Source organism: Enterobacter ludwigii (genome assembly GCF_001750725.1).
Classification (GTDB): domain Bacteria; phylum Pseudomonadota; class Gammaproteobacteria; order Enterobacterales; family Enterobacteriaceae; genus Enterobacter; species Enterobacter ludwigii.
Window position 1 is genome coordinate 3055008 of sequence record NZ_CP017279.1, and the last position, 19413, is coordinate 3074420.

13 protein-coding genes are annotated in these 19413 nt (G+C 56.0%); 3 read left to right on the plus strand and 10 right to left on the minus strand.

Annotation, left to right across the window (positions count from 1 at the left end; genetic code table 11):
• Positions 1 to 63: 63 nt before the first annotated feature.
• The 7 genes from hmsP to bcsR form a co-directional block, all read right to left on the minus strand.
• Positions 64 to 2070: a biofilm formation regulator HmsP gene (gene hmsP, locus BH714_RS14395; protein WP_025202803.1), complete on the minus strand. Its 2007-nt coding sequence runs from the start codon at positions 2068 to 2070 to the stop codon at positions 64 to 66.
• Between the two features lie 119 nt (positions 2071 to 2189).
• Complete coding sequence (gene bcsC, locus BH714_RS14400) at positions 2190 to 5672, minus strand: cellulose synthase complex outer membrane protein BcsC (RefSeq protein ID WP_040018272.1); 3483 nt, start codon at positions 5670 to 5672, stop codon at positions 2190 to 2192.
• The gene (gene bcsZ, locus BH714_RS14405) at positions 5654 to 6760 is read right to left on the minus strand and encodes a cellulose synthase complex periplasmic endoglucanase BcsZ (RefSeq protein WP_040018273.1); all 1107 of its coding nucleotides are present in this window, start codon (positions 6758 to 6760) and stop codon (positions 5654 to 5656) included. The genes bcsC and bcsZ overlap by 19 nt, the downstream gene beginning before the upstream one ends.
• A gap of 6 nt (positions 6761 to 6766) precedes the next feature.
• On the minus strand, positions 6767 to 9187 hold the full coding sequence (gene bcsB / locus BH714_RS14410) for a cellulose biosynthesis cyclic di-GMP-binding regulatory protein BcsB (RefSeq protein WP_032670490.1): 2421 nt from the start codon (positions 9185 to 9187) through the stop codon (positions 6767 to 6769).
• A 10-nt stretch (positions 9188 to 9197) separates the two neighbouring features.
• Positions 9198 to 11813, minus strand: coding sequence for a UDP-forming cellulose synthase catalytic subunit (bcsA, locus tag BH714_RS14415; protein WP_025202799.1), 2616 nt, complete (start codon positions 11811 to 11813; stop codon positions 9198 to 9200).
• On the minus strand, positions 11810 to 12562 hold the full coding sequence (gene bcsQ / locus BH714_RS14420) for a cellulose biosynthesis protein BcsQ (protein ID WP_020884482.1): 753 nt from the start codon (positions 12560 to 12562) through the stop codon (positions 11810 to 11812). The genes bcsA and bcsQ overlap by 4 nt, the downstream gene beginning before the upstream one ends.
• A gap of 11 nt (positions 12563 to 12573) precedes the next feature.
• On the minus strand, positions 12574 to 12762 hold the full coding sequence (gene bcsR, locus BH714_RS14425) for a cellulose biosynthesis protein BcsR (RefSeq protein WP_020884481.1): 189 nt from the start codon (positions 12760 to 12762) through the stop codon (positions 12574 to 12576).
• Between the two features lie 173 nt (positions 12763 to 12935).
• Between bcsR and bcsE the strand changes: the two genes are divergently transcribed.
• From bcsE to bcsG, 3 genes are read left to right on the plus strand one after another with little or no spacing between them, the layout of a single operon-like run.
• On the plus strand, positions 12936 to 14498 hold the full coding sequence (gene bcsE / locus BH714_RS14430; RefSeq protein WP_020884480.1) for a cellulose biosynthesis c-di-GMP-binding protein BcsE: 1563 nt from the start codon (positions 12936 to 12938) through the stop codon (positions 14496 to 14498).
• Positions 14492 to 14689: a cellulose biosynthesis protein BcsF gene (bcsF, locus tag BH714_RS14435; protein ID WP_025202797.1), complete on the plus strand. Its 198-nt coding sequence runs from the start codon at positions 14492 to 14494 to the stop codon at positions 14687 to 14689. Before bcsE ends, bcsF begins: the two co-directional genes overlap by 7 nt.
• Positions 14682 to 16361, plus strand: a complete 1680-nt coding sequence (bcsG, locus tag BH714_RS14440; RefSeq protein WP_020884479.1) for a cellulose biosynthesis protein BcsG — start codon at positions 14682 to 14684, stop codon at positions 16359 to 16361. Before bcsF ends, bcsG begins: the two co-directional genes overlap by 8 nt.
• 45 nt (positions 16362 to 16406) lie before the next feature.
• On the opposite strand, the gene BH714_RS14445 is transcribed toward bcsG, so the two are convergent.
• The 3 genes from BH714_RS14445 to murB are packed head-to-tail and all read right to left on the minus strand — an operon-like array spanning position 16407 to position 19396.
• Positions 16407 to 17402, minus strand: coding sequence for a family 8 glycosyl hydrolase (locus BH714_RS14445; protein ID WP_040018274.1), 996 nt, complete (start codon positions 17400 to 17402; stop codon positions 16407 to 16409).
• Between the two features lie 6 nt (positions 17403 to 17408).
• Entirely contained in the window at positions 17409 to 18371 is a 963-nt protein-coding gene (gene birA, locus BH714_RS14450; RefSeq protein ID WP_032680102.1) for a bifunctional biotin--[acetyl-CoA-carboxylase] ligase/biotin operon repressor BirA, read from the minus strand.
• Positions 18368 to 19396, minus strand: a complete 1029-nt coding sequence (gene murB / locus BH714_RS14455) for a UDP-N-acetylmuramate dehydrogenase (RefSeq protein WP_014172099.1) — start codon at positions 19394 to 19396, stop codon at positions 18368 to 18370. Before murB ends, birA begins: the two co-directional genes overlap by 4 nt.
• Positions 19397 to 19413: the final 17 nt, after the last annotated feature.

A 19413-nucleotide genomic window follows, 5' to 3' on the forward strand; every position in this document is an offset into this window, starting at 1 on the left:
AGTTCAAATTTGAAACACAAATGTTAAGAACTTTGAGCTGGCTCGCACAAGCCAGCAACAAAATTACACGTTTGCGCTATTGTCCCCACCGGAAAGGTAGCGTTGTTCAAAGACATCCGACGGAACAGCCGGTGCAAACAGGAAGCCCTGTCCACCCTCCACGCCCGCTTCAGCCAGCCAGGTGCGCTGCGCGTCTGTCTCAATCCCTTCGGCAATCAGCTGCAGTTTCAGGCTGCGGGCCAGCTGGATAATGGCCTGGACCATGCTGCTGTCTTCCGGCAACCCTTCAACAAAGGCTTTGTCGATTTTCAGCACATCCACCGGCAGGGTTTTCATATGCTGGAGCTGACGCAGCCCGGCATAACCCATACCGAAATCGTCCAGCGCGATGCGTATACCGGCATTACGCAGCGGTTTCAGAATCGCGACCGCCTCATTAGGATCGTCAATACGCCGGCTTTCCGTGACTTCCAGCGTCAGCGTATCAGGCTTGATCCGGTAACGATGGATCAGCTCCAGCATCTCAGACACCATGGTCGGATGCATCAGCTGCAGGGCGGACAAGTTGACCGACAGCGGGAGCGTCACGCCTCGTTCCTGCCAGGCAGCAAGCTGTCGGCACGACTCCTCCAGCACCCAGTAACCGACGGTGACCATCAGGCCACAGGATTCGATGCGCTCAATGAGCCCTTCCGGCAATTCCCATGAACCATCCGGCTGCTGCACGCGCAGCAGCGCTTCCGCGCTGATCACCTCGCCCGTCAGCAAATTCACCTGCGGCTGGAGCCAGAGGGCAAACTGACGGTTATCCAGCGCGGTCAAAATGTCGCTCTCTTCCGTCAGGCGCTGCTGCGCCCTTTCCATCTGTTCCGGGTCGAAGAACTGGATCTGATTTTTCCCTTTGCGCCGGGCGGTAAACGCCGCCGAGAAAGCACGACGGTAAAGCTGTTCCGCCGTTAAGTCACCGTAGTACATCGCAATACCGATACTGGCGCTTGGACGAAGCTGGATGCCCTGAATGGGCAGCCGCTCATTAATGACAGTGAGTACTTGCTGACCTAACGTGATCGCATGCCACGGCTCTTTCACGCCGTTGGCAATCACCACCAGGTCATACCCGCTGACCTGGGTCAGCACCATGCGCGGGGCCAGCACGGACTTCACTTTCTCCACCAGGGTCAAGAGCAGCATTTCACGCTGGTTCTCTTTGAGCACGCCGGCAGTGTCCTGCAGGGTTTCACAGGCGATCACCATCAGCGCGGTGGTTTGCTGGCGGGCAACAGTCTGTTCCAGCATCGCCATCAGGAAGGCTTTATTGGGCAGCTCCGAGACCGGGAAGCGCGTGGCGCTGCTGTTCAGCTCATCCTGCTGGCGCTGCATCCGCTGCTGGTTGAGGTTATAGCTACGTACCAGCATGCCAATCTCGTCGTCATGATGAAGACGTGGCAGCGGAAGCTGATGCCCCACCTGGTCTTGCGGTGAAAGCGTGTTCAACTCCCGGGCAATCCGGCGTAGCGGATGCACAATCAGACGGTTAATACACCAGGTCAGCGCCACGCTCAGAATAAGCGTCATAAGTAAGCAAGTGGTCACTAACGTGACAACCCAGCTCATGACGAACTTGTACATGCGGTACGAGTCTGCCTGCAGAACAAGGTAGGCCAACGGCTGTGGATTCGCGGGACGCTCAAGCGAATAGACCGGCAGCGAAATCTGCACCGGCAGTTCAAACAGCCGCATCACCATCATGGGGACCGGGCGCTCGGGGATAAAACTCATCCGCAGCGCCTGAAACTGATTGGGTAACACCACGTCTGCGCGGCTCACGACACCGGCAGGCTGAATGCGTTTTAAAATGGTTTCCGCTTCGGGAATATCCCCTTTCAAAATAGAGGCAGAGAGCGGGCCACGCACCGAGCGGGCAATACTTTCTAATTGCGAAGCCGTGTTATAGCGATTCTGCTGTACGGAATGAAACAGCAAAATTACGCAAAAAAGGAGTACAAACAGCATTGTGACGGCAGAAACCATCGCCATCTGTTTGATAGTTAAGGAACGGCTGACACGCAAAATGACTCTCCACAAAACTCGAAGCGCAGGGCGCACCAGGGTGTAAACCTGGTGCGCCTGAGTATACCCGATTGCTGTACTTTTAAGAGAGACTTACAAATGGATTAAGTTAAATCCGATTACCAGTCCGCGTAAGGGATCAGCGGCTGCGGCGGTAAGTCCATATCGCCCTGCCAGCCTGCAGCAGAGTAGCGTACATAAAGCAGTGCGTGGCTTGGGGTATAATCTTTTGCTTCCTGAATATCCACACCGAGGCCCACAAACCAGTTGGACGTCACCCGGCGCTCGATAATGGCCCGTGCGGTATAACCCGTGCCTGAGGAGCTGCTGCCGGTTTCCATTTCGCCTCTGTCGGTGTAGCGACCGGGCTCATCGGTCGGAATCAGTCCCTGAATGGGATAGCGCATCACGTCGTTAGTTTTAGAATGAGACCATGACACCGATCCGCCCAGCTCCCAGGACCAGTTCTCGGTACGTTTACGCCAGGTGACAGGCAACGCGAAGGAGACATACTCCTGCGGGCTGTAATAACCGCCCTGACCCAGGGTATAACCGCTCAGATCTTTATCGTAGTGCCAGAGCATGTTGCTCACGCCAACGGTCAGACGCTCATTGTTTTTATTGATGAGCTTGTAGTAGTAACCGGTCATCCAGCGGACGCGCCAGTTATCTTCCACATTTTTACCCGTCAGCGTTTCCGCATTCAGGCTCGACCAGACGCCGTGCGCCTCACCTTTGTCATAACTGATGCTCGCGCCACCGCCGGTTGCGCGCACGCCGCCCCAGGTGGTGCCGGTGTTGGTATCTTTTTGCCCGGCAAAGGCGAGCAGAGAGCTGGAGATCGGGCGACGATGGGCGTTAACGGTGTAACCGATTGGCCCCAGGTCGCTGCTGTAGCTTACACCACCGACCACGTCGACAACGTCAAAGCCCATCGGCGTGGTACCAATATCCCACGCCCAGGTTTTATTCTGCCAGCCCACGGCAATACTCGCGCCATTTGCTGACTGATGCGTGTTGCCGCTACACGGCGTTTCGTAACAGGTGCCCCATTTCGGATCGTAGGTACCGTTATCGGTGGAAAAGGACCCGGCATCCATATTGACCACATCGCTACGCAGGAACATACGGCCATCCGCCAGTGGCGCATCCGCCTGTAACATGGTGGTATGCGCTTTAAGATCGGAATAGCCACCGGTGCCGCTGGAGCCCCAGTAATCATGCTGCAGCGTGACGTTAACATCCTGCTGACGGTACAAATCACCGGCGTCGCTACGCACGCCGCGTTTCAGCCAGTCGTCTTTTTCGTCGTTACGCGTCAGGCGGGTAAAGCTGTCATTGTCAGCCGGACGTGTCGTCGTAACGCCTGACGACACCATCGCATCTTTATACGTTTCCAGTGCCTGCTGAGGCTGACCATTTTGCGTCTGGAAACGGGCGGCATCACGTAATACCAGCGCGTTTTCCATAGATGCAGGCTGTGATTTCGCCTGAGGAATAATCTTGCTGAACGTCTGCTCTGCGGCGGCGGAATCCCCAAGGCCTGCCTGCGCCATCGCGATCCGGCGCTGCATATTGAGCGACAGCGGCTCTCCGTTTTGCGCGGCAGGCAGTTTTGCCAGCGCGGCACGGGCTGCCTCTTTGTTGCCCTGGGCGCTATACACTTCGGTCAGACCGAGGATCGCATCTTCGTTCTGCGGTTCACGCTCCAGCACGGTGTTGTAAGCCGTTTTCGCGGCCTCCAGATCGCCACGCTGCTGCGCCCAGTCCGCAAGGGTTAAGTCGATACGGGTAGAGGACGGCTGCTGGCGAAGGAGGTTTTCCGCCTCCTGCTCTTTGCCGCTGTCGCGCAGTCGGTTTGCCGTTTCCAGCGTCTGGTTACTCTGCAGGCGGTCGGCAAGCTCCTTAATATTGGCGTTCCACTGGCTGCGCGGAAGCGTCTCCAGATGCGTGAGCGCGGCCCGGTCCTGATCGTTTCCGGAGAGATACAGCCCACTGGCATACACCTGTTCCGGATCGGACGGTTTCTGGCTGGCAAGCTGGCGCATCAGGTTATCCGCCTGGCTGCGCTGGCCCGCGCTATAGAGATCGCGCGACAGACGGTAGGTTATCCAGACGTCGCCCGGAGAGAGTGCCAGACGACGACGCTGAATTTCCGCCGCCTGAGCGTATTGGCCCTGGTTTTCCAGCTGTTCCGCCTGGGCTGACAGCTGCTCGTTGGTCAGGCTACGTTCAATGTCATCAATGCTTCGGCGCTGGCTGGCAGAGAGAGACTGGATAAACTGCGAGGCCTTTTCCGGGGACTGCGCACGATAAACATTGGCAAGGCCACGAACGGCATTGCTGTTACCGCTGTCCATACGCAGCGCCTGACGGTAATAACGTTCCGCCGCAGCCGTGTCTTTACGCGCCGCCGCGGCATCTCCCAGCCCCAGCACCGCATAACTGTCGGTATTGTCGAGGGTACGCGCCTGCTGGTAATAACGTTCCGCCTGCGCCGTATTGTTCGCTTTCAGGGCGGTATCACCCTGCTGGATCAGCAGCCAGTAGCGGTTAACTTTCAGCAAACTGTCCCATTTACCGCGGTTATCGCTCTGCGGATCGAGGGCGATCGCCTTTTCAAACTGCGCCACCGCACGGACGCGATCGCCTTTCTGAGAGTACGCCTGTCCAAGCGCGCCCACGGCTTCGCTGTCGGCATGATTTGCGCTGACCGCTTTTTGCAGATCCGCCACCGCCTTATCGCCCTGCCCGGCATCCACCGCCGCCAGCCCTTGTGCTTTCGCACGGAAGGTTGGATCGGCGAGCTGTTTTTGCTGCGTATCAAGTTGAGTACGTGCCGCCGCTACGCTGTCGCCGTCGCTGAAGACGCTCAGGTATTTTTGCAGCGCGCTGACGCTGGCGTTGCTGACAGGCTGATCTTTGATCTGCTCATACCACATATCAGATGCCTGGCTGCGGCCATTGCTGGATTTGGCCATCTCCTGCAACACCGCAAAGCCTTCATCGCGGCGTCCGGTCTGGAACAGCAGCTGTGCCAGCGTGCCCTGCAGCTGCGTATTGCCCGGGCTGCTGGCGTTAATTTTCTTCAACTGGTTAATGGCGACGCTACGGCGGGCAGGATCTTTCGCCACAACATTCCAGTATTCCGTCGCCACGTCACCGCCCGGCGGATTACCGTCAAAAAGCTTGTCATAGGCCGCGATGGCCTCCTGAGTATGCCCCGTTGTAGCCAGTAACCGGGCCTGCTGTAACTGCTGACGGCCTTCAGGCGTAGAAAGCAGCATCGTATTGCGCGAGGACTGATACGCACTGGAGCCCGGCGCGATCCCTTTCAGACGATCCAGCTCTTTTTGCGCACCGGCGTTATCACCCTGACGAAGCAGGTAACGAAAGCGCGCCGCAATGACGTCAGGGTTGTTCGGGTCAATCAGCTCAAGGCGGTAGAGCGACTGACGAACCAAATCCTCACGCTGCGTCGATTCACCCAGCCGCACCTGTTGCAGCAGCTGTTGCTGCTGCGGGGAGTTAGCGGCCTGAGCCAGCGGCATCAGTGCCAGGCTAAGCGATAAACTGAGAAGATTTACTGTGAAGTTGCGCATTCCTGGCCCCAGTCCGGTATTAATTCACCTTGAGCGGTGAAGCGAAAACGATGCTGATCCCATCCTTGCCCGAAGAGAGTCAGTACGTAGCTGTAATAGGCATTATTATCGGGAAAATTATCTGCAACGCGCTGGCGCTGTACCGCCTGCGCATCACGCTGCTGTAAAAAAGGCAGCATCGCAGCGGAAAAGCCGACCGGCCCCCTGCCCGCAGGCTTCCCGCTCGCCACATCCACTTTTTCCGGCGGTATACCGTGTTTCGTTGTCATTGTCGCCATCGGCCGGAAGCGCGTAAGCAACCGGGCTTTCTGGGCGTCTTTGTCACTCATCATTCCGACCCAGAGGTAGACGCGGATGGCGTCGTAGCCGCCCACCAGCGATTTATCCTGCTGCAAATGCCAGCCTCTGTTTTTCTGATACTGCACCCAGTCCGGCGAAAACCCCTTTGGCGCCGTTTCCAGTAACAAGCGCAGATTGGTTTCACGAAGGGTCGTCCACGGGGCACCAAAGCGCGTGAAATAGCTCGCTATCTGCGGAGGAAGATAGCTGGGGTTAAAGCGCCAGGCTTTCTCCTCGGCAAAACCGACCTTCCCGGGCAGCAGCATGGAGCCGAGTCCCGGTACTTTCACCACTTCCTCATGGGCAATGCGTTTAAGGAGCGCCTTACCCGTGCGGGTATAGTCCGGATGTTTCCACAGCCGGCCCGCCTCAAGCAGTGACCAGGCAATCCAGACATCGGCATCCGAGGCGGAGTTGGTATCGATTATCGCCCAGTTGTCATGGTCTTTCTGACCCCATAGCCAGGCGGGCAAATTATCGTTCAGATTGCCCCCGGCCAGGTTGTCGCGCGTCCACGTCAGCAATTGATCAAAGGCTTTGCGATCGTTCGCGGCCAGGGCAAAGAACAACGCATAGCTTTGCCCTTCCGACGTGGTGATTTTGCGCGTGTCGCTGGGATCAATGACACGCCCGCTCTCACTGATGTAATCCTTTTTAAACTGCTCCCAGGCAGGCCAGGTGCAGGCGGCGCGAAGAGGGATCGCCGCCAGCATCAACGCTGCTAACACACACCAGCGAAACGCTTTCATCGCCTGTTACTCATCCGGGTTAAGGCGACGACGGCTGATGATACGCAGCAGACGCCACAGCACCCACGCCAGCAACACCACGCTGACGGCGGCCAGGATAGCCAGCAGAACCGGATGGTTAGCCAGCGCATACCACAGACGCTCGAACCACGGCAGATGGCCCACATAGTACACATCGCCCACGCGCAGGCTATTGACCCCAGACTCGCGGATCACCGCCACCGAACCATACATCGCGGCACGTTTGCCGCTGTCGTTCATCGCGCTGTTGAGTAACGCATACCCACGCGGGCTGTCCGCCAGGAGCGCCACTACGCTACGCTGCTCGTTGTAAGGTGACTGGAAGCCAACCACCGCGGCCATTGGTCCCTGAGACGTAACGGTTGTTTGCACGCTGGCCTGACGATCGTTGATATCCGGCATAATGCTCGGGAACTCGGTCTGACGCAGTGGCGTGTTAACCCAGGACTGGGCTGCTTTGACCAGCAGATCGATACGCTTGTCATCCTTCAGCTTATCCGGGATGTTACCGATCACCATGATGTCCGCGTCTTTGTTCTGGATCTGGCTACCATCGTCAGTCAACGTGACGTTAATTGCCGGTAATCCGGTCTGCGCACCCACGGACGCCATGGTGTCCAGCAGGGTCGTCACCTGGCCCTCATTTGGCGCTTTTGGCATGACGACAATGGATTCAGAGAGATCGGCCATACGGCTGAACGGGAAGCTGGCATTGGCAAATGCACGCAGGTCCGGCATGGCAAGGAAGTGATAATACTTCGAGAAGTCGATGGTTGACTCATCACCAATCACAACGTGGTTCTGTACTTGCTGGAAGGTGATGCAGTTATCCACCGAGCCGCCGGGCATCGGGTTCATGTACTGGAAATCAAAGCGCAGCTGGTTGATCGCCCCAAGCTTCAGCGCCGGAATAGAGACGTCCGTTTTCCCGTCCAGCAGCCCCTGCAACACCGGCAGACGGAGCATCAGTCGGTTAGTATCCTGCGTGCTTGTCAGACTGAAAGATTGCAGGAACTGGTTGTTCAGGCTGATATCCATGCGTGAACTGTCTTTGGTTGCCGGCGCGGTGTAACGGTAGCTCAGATTGATATCAATACCGTTGGTGCGCAGCAGGTACAGGTCTGGCGGCAGATTCAGTGACAGACTAATCGGGGCTGGCTCAAGCCCCGTCGCCTGCAGCTGTTCTTCATACGTTTTCAGTTCGCCAAACGTGACGGCACGGTCAGTGCGCACCCAGTTTGGTGCGTCATAAGGTTTACGCGGCAGCAGCGGTTTAACCTCATCCACCACCACGCTGTTTCCACGGAACAGAACGTTACCCTGGGCAATGCCCTTGGCCGCCTGCACCAGGTCTTTATCATCACGCCCGAAGACCACCAGCAGCTTCACGTACGGGTTATCCGGGTGGCTCATCATCTCAATGGTCGGCGCTTTTACGTCCGGGTGATCGCGCAGGAAGGCAGGACGTTTCGCGTTGGTCGCAAACACGATCGCGTTTCTGTCCGGCATTTTGTCGTACATCACCGGGAAGTTCTGCCCGCGCCAGCCGGAACGTGAACCAAACCACGATGCCACAATGGTGGCCGCCAGTTGCTCGGTGACGTCCGGAGACGCCGCAAACACCATTGGCAGCACTAACTGACGATTATCACGCGGATCAAAGAACGGAACCGGGAACGACGAGAGGTCGTTTTTCAGCGCCAGCGACTGGTAGGTCATCTGCAGCGAAGAGTTGCGTCCTACGTCTACCCACAGGGTATTGCTGGCAGGGTTCTCACAGACGTCACGGTAGTGACCGACAAACTCCAGACGTATGCGGTTAAAGTCGGTGATGAAAAGGGGGTTAATTGGCACCTGGGCCTGTGTTTTCTTACCCAGTTGCTCTTTCGTGACGGGCAGGACGTCCATCAGCTCATCATTCAGGTAAACCTTCAGCTGAGACTGTACCGGCAACAGCGACGGTGATGGCGTGTATTCAAGGTTCAGCATGGCGTGAGAGACCACCTCATCGCTGCGCATACCGAACTCAATGCCGCCGTTAGGGTTAATACCGCGCAGCACCATGCTGCCCGGCGGCGGCGCAATCTGCGCAAAGCTCAGCTTCACGTCCCGTGACGGGGCATCTTCCGCGACAATAGGCGCGTTTGCTCCCTGTACGCCCGGCATCACCTGACCGACGACATTGCTGTCTGCCGGCAGGGTGTTGCCGTCCGTAGGCTGGTTCGGAATGACGTTTTCCGTTTGACCGGGTGCCGCGGTGATAACCGGATCGGTCGCCTGGGCGACCACAGGTACCGTCGGAGCAGGCGTTGCCGCTGCGTTATCGGGTGCTGCGTTAGCCATCGTTGTGGGGAGCGCACTTACCCCCATTGCCACTGCACATAACCAGGAAAGTTTAGTTTTCATCGCGTTATCATCATTGTTGAGCCATAACCGGGTCCGCCTGCTTCGCCTCATCCCGCTCGGGACGACGAGGAACGAACGATACGATCCAGGAAACCAGCGAAGTAAGGGACCGGAAAATTAATTTCACCGACGACGGGGCAAATTCTGCAAGGTGACGATAGCCACGGAACCCCAGCTTCAGAATATCCAGCAGGCTTTCCAGAGGTTTATCTTCCGGGAAGCTGTCCTGCCAGAGAGCCCACGTGTCCGCGCGGGCAAACGTACACTGCACAAAATCAATATGTTGCTTTTTCGTCAGCGGCATCAGCTGCAGACCGACTTCATTACCGGCTACACGCACCACCTGCGTCGGGAAGACGTACTCCTGCTGGCCGCGCTTCAGCAGCAGGTTAACCTTCTGCCCTTCCAGCACCTTAGCCTGACCGTTGATTTTTATCCCCAGACCACCGTCTGAGAAGTCGTGCACGGTACAGGAGAAGAGGTGACCATCTTCACGGGCGATTGCCGCAGGCATGCAGATTTCCACGCGATGCGCACGGCGGACCTGTTTGCTCTCCACCGACACCGCAACCGCGCCGCCGAGGATAATCAGGTTGTAGAACACCCATGCCATACTCACGAACACGGTCAGGATCTCGTTTTCCGGGCCGTAGAAGTAGCGCCAGATACCGGCAATCACGCCCACGATATTCAGCAACACCAGGAAGATGTACGGCCGGGAGATGACCCAGTCGACATACTCCTCTTCCACCAGACCGCCTTTCGCGGTGACGTTGAATTTACCTTTGTGCGGGTTGATCAGCGCCACCATCGTCGGCGGCGCGATGTACCAGGCCAGCACCGTTTCGTAGATTTCACTCCAGAACGAATGGCGGTATTTACCCTGAATCTTCGAGTTCGTCAGGCTCGCGTGGATCATGTGCGGCAGAACGAACAGCGCAATCATCAGCGCAGGCGCGTAGATGATATAGGCGTGAAGAAGCAGGAACGCCAGCGGCGCGGTCAGGAAGATGAGGCGCGGGATACCGGACAGGAAGTGGAACATGGCGTTGACGTAGCACAGACGCTGCGCGAGTTTCAGCCCTTTCCCAATCAGGGGGTTATCGAGACGGAAAATCTGCACCATGCCGCGCGCCCAGCGAATACGCTGGCCGATGTGCGCCGAGAGAGATTCCGTTGCCAGACCGGCGGCCTGCGGAATACGCATATACGCGGAGGTGTAGCCCCGACGGTGCAGGCGCAGCGAGGTATGCGCATCTTCGGTGACCGTTTCGACGGCAATGCCACCGATCTCATCCAGCGGTTTACGGCGAATAACCGCACAGGAACCGCAGAAGAAGGTCGCATCCCACATGTCGTTCCCGTCCTGCACCAGGCCATAGAACAGCGTGCCTTCGTTAGGGGTTTTACGGAAACGGCCAAGGTTACGTTCAAACGGATCCGGCGAGAAGAAGTGGTGCGGCGTCTGCATCATCGCCAGCTCTTTCTCCTTCAGGAACCATCCCATCGTCATCTGCAGGAACGAGCGCGTCGGCACATGGTCGCAGTCAAAGATTGAGACAAACTCACCTTTGGCATATTTGAGGGCGTTGTTGATGTTCCCGGCCTTGGCGTGTTCATGCGTGGTACGGGCGATGTACTCGACACCCACCTCTTCCGCGAACTGGCGGAACGCCGGACGGCCGCCGTCATCCAGGACCCAGATTTTGAGTTTATCTTTCGGCCAGTCGATACCCAGCGCGGCGTAAATCGTGTTTTTTACCACGCTCAGGTCTTCGTTGTAGGTCGGCACGAAGAGATCGACAGACGGCCATTGTGACGTGTCTTTTGGCAGCGGAACCGGCTGACGGTTGAGCGGCCAAATGACCTGGAAATACCCCAGCACCAGTACAACCCAGGCGTACGTTTCCGCAAACAGCAGAACCAGACCGCACACCAGGCTGACCGGGTCATCCCAGTTAAGCGTTGAGGTGTAACGCCACCAGATGTAGCGACAGGAGACGGTCAGCGACAGCACTATCAGCATCAGGGCGGAGAAGCGTCCCGGAATACGGCGCACCAGCAATGCCACGCCCCACAGCAGGATCAGGAAGGTGAACTGCGCCAGAGGGTTAAAGGGCTGCGTAATACAAACCAGGGCCAGAATGAGCGAGAAAACGACGATTACGCCGAGTATAAAACGCCGCAAGCCCGGGTGCAGATGCCCGAGCTCTTTATGGTTATCCAGATGGCTGGTCTTGTCACCCACGCGGTCAGGCAAACTGTCCAGCCACTGGTGATAGCGCTCACGTAAATGTTGCACGCGGGAGAAGCTGCGCCAGCGCGGTGCTTTGTTTTCTGAGCGGGACGACGTGGCCACCAGCCAGACAGCCTGAATGATATAACGCGCCGGATCCAACGGTCGCGGGCGGTCGGGATGAATATGCGGATATAACTCACTGTGCTGCGCACGAATGCGCTGCCAGCGCGGGTGTTCGAGGGGAATGAACGTCCAGGCCAGAATCATCCAGAAGCAGCCGAGCGCGGCGCTGAATGCCGAAGCTCCGTGCCGGCGAAAATGCCGGTAATGTTCGCTCAGACGCGAACTGACCGGCGGGATGAGTAACCAGCTGGCGAGACGGCTCATACAGAACTCCCTGCAGGCTCTGCCCCTTTGGCAAAGTGCAGCAGACACCAGTTCGCCAGCGTCAGGATCTCTTCTGCCGCCAGGGAATCGCTGCGGTATTCACCGAGTGGCTGTTTGGAGGCAAGGCATTCCGCCATGCCCTCGTCACGATGGATAACAATCGGCAGCAGACGGCGCTGGCTTTGCAGCCAAACCTGATACAGATCGTCCTGGATCTGGCTGCCAATGCGTAAATCGTTAATCAGGATATGACCATTTTCAGGCAACCCTTGCTGATGCAGACGGATATGGCAATTCGCGTCGACGTTCACAATCGACAGCACGCGATCGCACTGCGCCATAAGCTGTCGGGTCAGCGTGCCGGCGCCGTGCGGCAGATCCAGAAGGATCCACTTATAATGGCCTTTTTCTTTCAGCTCCTGCAGCGCGACGGTGAACTGGGAAAACAGACGCTGATAGGCAGCTTCATTTTCACGCTCGGTAGTGGTCAATTGGCCAAAGGGCAGTAAATCAAGCTGCGAGGTATAACGCATACCCGCATCGCGCCAGTCTTTATCATCAAGCAGCGCGCGAGCCCAACCCTCTGTACGCGTAAAGTCGACATTAAACGACATGCGCAGCAAATTATCGGCACAGGCGTCAATCACCAATACCGATTCACCTAAAAGCTGTAATGACCACGCCAGCGCCGCGGTAACGGATGTTGTACCTACTCCACCACGGACGCCCTGTAATCCTAGTATGGCCATCAATGGCTCCCTTATTGTTGTTGGGCAAATTCAGCTAATAGCGGCCAACGTTTAATAGCCGCGGCCAACTGTTCCCGCTGGGAAATGTCGGTGTAATCTATTTCAGGTAATGAAAACGCCTGCGTCAGCGCCAGAAAGTCGTTCTGGAATGTGTAACCCAGGGTTGAGTCGACTGGGGTGCCGGGTTCGTTATTATCCATTCTATTCCATCCCTTTGAGTAAAATCGCACAATCAGAAGTAGCGAGGCTTCCTGCCCTATCAAATTTCATTTACATGCTAAATCTGATGTTCTTTAATTTCAATGTTAGGTTTATTTCTACGCTTTCGCTAGTAAACTGAGATACAGAGAAATTAAACGAAAAGAGGGACACCGTGGACTCCATATTTTCTATTGGCATCCAGTCATTATGGGACGAATTGAGCCACATGCCAGTCGGAGGAGTCTGGTGGATTAATACGGATCGTAATGAAGATGCTATCAGTCTGGTAAACAAGACAATTGCCGCTCAGGGCAAGGATTCCCGCGTGGCCGTCGTGAGCATGGGCGAAGAGCCAAAGAAAATTATCACCCTTGAAAACGATCGCGGTCCGCAGACGGTGCGATTATTTTCCATGCCTGCGGAGGCCGATAGTCTATACTTTTTGTCCCGCGACATTCAGTGCTCTATTGATCCGGATCACTATCTGGTGATTCTGAAATGCTCAAATAACGCCCTGCAAAATATCCCTGCTGAAAAACTACTGCCCTGGCTGGAAAAAATCAATAAATGGGCAAAATTTCAAAATTGCACGCTATTGATAGTCAATCCTGGCAGTAATAACGACAAACTGTTTTCCCTTTTAATGGGCGAATATCGCTCCCTGTTTGGTCTGGCGAGTCTTCGGAACCAGGCAGACAGCTATCTCTACGATATTGCGTTCTGGTGTAATGAAAAAGGCGTAAGCGCCAGACAACAGCTCACCCTTAAACATATTGAGGGCGAATGGCACCTGGCGCAGCAGGAAGAAACCGTGGTGCAACCGCGCAGCGATGAAAAACGAATCCTGAGCCATATTGCCGTTTTAGAGGGGGCGCCTGCGCTCTCGGAAAATTGGTCGTTGTTTGATTCTAACGAAGCGCTTTTTAATGAAGCTCGCACAACCCAGGCAGCAACCATTGTTTTTTCGCTCATGCAAAATAACCAGATTGAAACGCTGGCGCGACAGATCCACACCTTACGTCGCCAGCGCGGAAGCGCCTTAAAAATAGTGGTGCGCGAAAATAACACCAGCCTTCGCGCCACGGATGAGCGCCTGCTTCTGGGCTGCGGTGCCAATATGGTGATTCCGTGGAATGCGCCGTTATCACGCTGCCTGACGCTTCTCGAAAGCGTTCAGGGCCAGCAGTTCAACCGTCACGTACCGGAAGATATCTCCACCCTGCTCTCCATGACGCAGCCGATGAAGCTGCGCGGATACCAGAAATGGGATACCTTCTGCGACGCCGTCGGCAACATGATGAGCAACACGCTGCTTCCTGCAGACGGGAAAGGGGTGATGGTTGCCCTGCGCCCGGTACCGGGTATCCGCGTTGAACAGGCGCTCACGTTGTGCCGCCCGAACCGCACAGGAGATATCATGACCATCGGCGACAACCGCCTGGTGCTGTTCTTGTCCTTCTGCCGGATAAACGATCTTGATACCGCCCTTAACCATATCTTCCCCCTGCCAACCGGGGATATTTTCTCGAACCGTATGATCTGGTTCGAAGATAATTCTATCAGTGCAGAGCTGGTGCAGATGCGCGCCCTCGAGCCTGAACAATGGGCGAAACCGCTCACCGTGAAGAGCGATGCCAAACCGATTCTCAACGCCCGACATGACGGACACGTCTGGCGGCGAATACCGGAACCCCTTCGCCTGTTAACTGAGAATGGGGAGAACGCACCATCATGAATATCAGCGATATCATTCAACTGGTCGTATTCTGTGCGCTGATCTTTTTCCCGCTTGGCTACTATGCACGCCATTCCATACGCCGTATCCGCGATACGGCCAGAGTGCTGTTTGTAAAACCTCGCTATGTAAAACCAGCCGGAACACTGACACGGGCATCACACGTCAAGGCAGACCGAAAACATGACTAATTCTACCTATACCGCTTCGTCACCATCGCCGCTCTGGCAATACTGGCGCGGCCTTTCCGGCTGGAACTTCTACTTTCTGGTGAAGTTTGGTCTGCTGTGGGCAGGCTATCTGAATTTCCATCCCCTGCTCAACCTGGTGTTTATGGCTTTCCTGCTGATGCCTTTGCCCAATATCAGGCTGCATCGCTTGCGTCACTGGATTGCTATCCCTGTCGGCTTTGCTCTGTTCTGGCATGACACCTGGCTGCCGGGACCGGACAGCATTATGAGTCAGGGTTCGCAGGTGGCAGGGTTTAGCGCCAGCTATGTCCTTGACCTGACCGAGCGCTTTATTAACTGGCAAATGATAGGTGCCGTCTTTGTGCTGCTGGTGGCCTGGCTGTTCCTGTCACAATGGATCCGCGTCACGGTATTTGTCGTCGCCATTATGATCTGGCTGAACGTGCTGACGCTTGCGGGTCCAGACTTCTCCCTGTGGCCCGCGGGTCAACCCACGACCACGGTGACCACTACCGGGGGAAGTGCAGCGGCAACCGTCACGACGGCAGGTGATACGCCTGTGGTCGGCGATATCCCGACGCAGACCGCACCGCCGACGTCCACTAACCTGAACGCCTGGCTCTCCAGCTTCTATACCGCGGAAGATAAACGTCAGACCAAATTCCCGGAAGCCCTGCCGGCGGATGCTCAGCCGTTTGAGCTGCTGGTGATCAACATCTGTTCACTCTCCTGGGCTGACGTCGATGCCGCGGGTTTGATGTCTCACCCGCTGTGGTCCCATTTCGATATCCAGTTTAAAGACTTTAACTCTGCCACCTCGTACAGCGGCCCGGCGGCAATTCGCCTGCTTCGTGCAAGCTGCGGTCAGACATCGCATAAGAACCTGTATCAACCCGCCGGCAACCAGTGTTATCTGTTCGATAACCTCTCAAAACTGGGCTTCACGCAGCATCTGATGCTGGGACATAACGGCCAGTTCGGTAACTTCCTGAAAGAGGTGCGCGAACAGGGTGGTATGCAGGCACAGCTGATGGATCAAACCGGACTGCCGGTCACTCTGCTGGGCTTTGACGGTTCACCTGTTTATGACGATACCGCCGTGCTGCAACGCTGGCTGAAGACCATCGAAAAAGACAGTAATCCGCGCAGTGCAACGTTCTACAATACGCTGCCGCTTCACGATGGTAACCACTTCCCTGGCGTGAGCAAAACGGCCGATTATAAAGTTCGTGCGCAGAAATTCTTTGATGAACTGGACGCATTCTTTACGGAGCTGGATAAATCGGGCCGTAAAGTGATGGTGGTTGTGGTACCTGAACACGGCGCCGCGCTGAAAGGCGACAGAATGCAGGTGTCAGGTCTGCGTGATATCCCTAGCCCGTCTATTACCAACGTACCGGCAGGCATTAAATTCTTTGGTATGAAGGCACCTCATCAGGGCGCACCGATTGAGATCGCTCAGCCAACCAGCTATCTGGCCATTTCAGAACTGGTTGCCCGCGCGGTTGACGGCAAACTGTTTGTGGAAGACAGCGTGAACTGGGATCAGCTCACCAGTAACCTGCCGCAAACTGCCGAAGTCTCTGAGAACGCGAACGCGGTTGTGATTCAGTATCAGAATAAACCGTACGTTCGCCTGAACGGTGGAGACTGGGTACCTTATCCGCAGTAAACCGCATTTCCCTCTCCCCCCAGGGGAGAGGGCTCACCCGTTCCGTTATGGCTGCTCAGCAAGCCATACAAGCATTTTCAGGCTTGCGGAGTAGTAATCATCCTTTGCAGTGATCTCGGGTTCTCCGGATGGCTGTCCCATCGTTAAATCACGTACCGCCAGCAGCCCCCCTTCCATCATGTAAGGCGCATATTCATTGGTCGTCACGTTTACCCATGCGGGAGTTTGTTCGCGGGGGAACTGACCGAACCAGGCTCGCCACGGCGTTAACAGCGGGCTCTTCTTATCAGACCAGGCCAGGTAAAGTGGAATGCGGATCGCGTCGTAGCTCATCCGTGGCGGCCAGGCTTTGGCCGGGGACAGCGTGCCCGTAGAGCCCAGTGAGACCCAGTCCGTGGGAAGTCTGGCTTTACCCGATCCCATTTTTGCCAGCAAGCGATGGCCATCCTGAATCAACTTGCCCCAGACCGGCGAATGGCTGCGGCTGGCAAAGGCCTGCCAGGCCGGGAAGACGAAATAAGAGGGGTTTAGCACGATCTCACCGTCGAGGGTAAACCCCTGAACGCCGGGCAGCATCACGCGGTAACCCGCATAACGGGTCACGGTGTGGCTAATGAGTGCTTTCGTTATCGCATCCGATGCGGCGCTGTACTGTTTGTCATGCCAGCGCGTATCCGCTTTCAACAGCGCCCAGGCAATCAGGACATCGCCATCGGCGGCGTTATTTTTGTCAGCAATCGGGTTGGACTCGGCAGGGTTATAACGCCAGTAAAACAGACCATTTTCTTTGTTCTTCAGCGTACTGTCAGTCCATTTCCAGAGCTTATCAAACGTGGTTTTATCGTCGTTAGCCACCGCCATCAGCATAGCGAAGCCCTGGCCTTCAGTATGCGAAACATTGCCGTTGCCGGTATCGACAATCCGCCCTTCCGGCGTAAAGAAGCGTGCTTTGTAACTCTCCCAGGCCTGGCCCGCCTGAGAGAGAGGGGAGAACAGTAAACTCATCATGACGGCCAGAGCGGCGCATGCGGGTTTTCGCATAATGGGTTATTCCGCGCTGCGCAGTGAAATCTCACCGCCCACCCAGGGTTTAATCACGCCATCCTGTTCCAGGAGCAACGCGCCCTGTGCGTCGATGCCGCGGGAAATACCGTAGATCTCTTTATCACCAATCAGCAATTTCACCGGACGGTTAATAAAGTTATCCAGCTTTTCCCAACGGGACAGGAAGGATGCCAGCCCCTCTTGTTCAAAGAGCGAAAGCGAACTGCGTAATTCTTTAATCATACGCACGGCAAGGGTGTTGCGATCGATGGTGATCCCCGCTTCCTGCAGGTTGGTCCACGCCTGATTCACCACGTCATTTTGTACATTGCGCATCACCATATTGAGGCCGGCACCAATGACAATTTGCGCCGCGTCGCCTGTTTTACCCGTTAATTCAACGAGAATACCGGCAAGTTTACGATCGTTCAGATAAAGATCGTTTGGCCATTTCACCCGCACCTTATCAGCGCCCAGATCGTGCAGCACTTCTGCCATCACAATCCCGATGACCAGACTCAGGCCAACAGCAGCAGCGGGCCCCTGCTCCAGACGCCAGTACATGGAGAGATAGAGGTTGGCACCAAATGGCGAAAACCACTTGCGGCCTCGACGGCCACGCCCGGCCTGCTGGTACTCGGCTACACAGGCATCCCCGGAGGATAATTCGCTGAGTCGATCCATAAGGTACTGGTTGGTCGAATCGATCACCGGCAAGACCGCAACATTGCCATGCTCTACCTGGCTGCGGATCAGCTCTTCATTCAGCAGCTGAATCGGCTCCGGCAGGCTGTAGCCTTTTCCGGGTACCGTAAAGACATCGACACCCCAGTCGCGGAGGGTCTGGATATGCTTATTAATGGCGGCACGGCTCATGCCCAGGTGTTCACCCAGCTGCTCGCCGGAATGGAATTCACCGTCGGCAAGAATGCTTATCAGGGTTAAAGGGATAGTATTGTCCTTCACGCGATAACCTCCACGGCATTCACTTCACCCGTACGGCCAATGAAGCGGACCTCTGGCTCCAGCCAGACGTTAAATTTTTCGCCCACTTGCTGACGGACGTGATGGGCCAACCGGACAACATCCTCGCTGGTCGCATCGTTTTGATTAATCAGCACCAGAGCCTGCTGACGATGAACGGCCGCACCGCCCACGGAGGCGCCTTTTAACTGGCATTGATCGATAAGCCAGCCCGCGGCCAGCTTCACGCTACCATCCGCCTGTGGGTAATGGGGTGCGGCAGGCCAACCTGCAAGAAACGCTTGGGCGTTTTCGCTGCTGATAACCGGGTTTTTGAAGAAGCTTCCCGCATTTCCATTCACTTTAGGATCAGGAAGTTTGGTCGTGCGCATATGGCACACCGAGTCAAAAACGTCACGGGCAGTCGCCGTTTCGGGATCGAGACGCGTTAAATCACCGTAGGTCAGCACCGGCTGCCAGTTTTTTGACAGACGCAGGCCTACGGCGACAATCACGTAGCGATCCTGATATTCATGCTTGAAAATACTGTCACGGTAGCCAAAACGGCACTGTTCAGCGGTTAAACGCTGAGCCGCGCCGGTCGCCAGCTCAATACAATCGACGTATTCACAAACGTGTTTCAGTTCGATGCCATAGGCACCGATATTTTGAATGGGGGATGATCCGGCGCAGCCAGGGATAAGGGCAAGGTTTTCCAGTCCTGGCATCCCTTTGTCCAGGGTGTATTGCACCAGATGATGCCAGTTTTCACCGGCGCCAACGTGCAGATGCCAACTATCGGCGCGCTCTTCCACATCAATTCCCATGATGCGGTTAACGATCACCGTTCCCGCAAAATCATCGAGAAACAGGACATTACTTCCTTCGCCCAGAATCAGTACAGGTTCGTCTTGTTCTGTTGCGCTTTGCCAGGCATCCAGCAGCTGCTGTGCAGTATCGGCACGTACAATTTTATTAGCATTACGTTGAATGCCAAAGGTATTCCAGGGCTTAAGGGAGTGATTCATAGACGCTATCCTGAGAC

Coding starts and splice junctions, on each gene's coding strand:
- bcsC (WP_040018272.1), bottom strand. CDS start 5,672: ATGCGCAACTTCACAGTAAATCTTCTCAGTTTATCGCTTAGCCTGGCA.
- bcsZ (WP_040018273.1), bottom strand. CDS start 6,760: ATGAAAGCGTTTCGCTGGTGTGTGTTAGCAGCGTTGATGCTGGCGGCG.
- bcsB (WP_032670490.1), bottom strand. CDS start 9,187: ATGAAAACTAAACTTTCCTGGTTATGTGCAGTGGCAATGGGGGTAAGT.
- bcsA (WP_025202799.1), bottom strand. CDS start 11,813: ATGAGCCGTCTCGCCAGCTGGTTACTCATCCCGCCGGTCAGTTCGCGT.
- bcsQ (WP_020884482.1), bottom strand. CDS start 12,562: ATGGCCATACTAGGATTACAGGGCGTCCGTGGTGGAGTAGGTACAACA.
- bcsR (WP_020884481.1), bottom strand. CDS start 12,762: ATGGATAATAACGAACCCGGCACCCCAGTCGACTCAACCCTGGGTTAC.
- bcsG (WP_020884479.1), top strand. CDS start 14,682: ATGACTAATTCTACCTATACCGCTTCGTCACCATCGCCGCTCTGGCAA.
- BH714_RS14445 (WP_040018274.1), bottom strand. CDS start 17,402: ATGCGAAAACCCGCATGCGCCGCTCTGGCCGTCATGATGAGTTTACTG.
- murB (WP_014172099.1), bottom strand. CDS start 19,396: ATGAATCACTCCCTTAAGCCCTGGAATACCTTTGGCATTCAACGTAAT.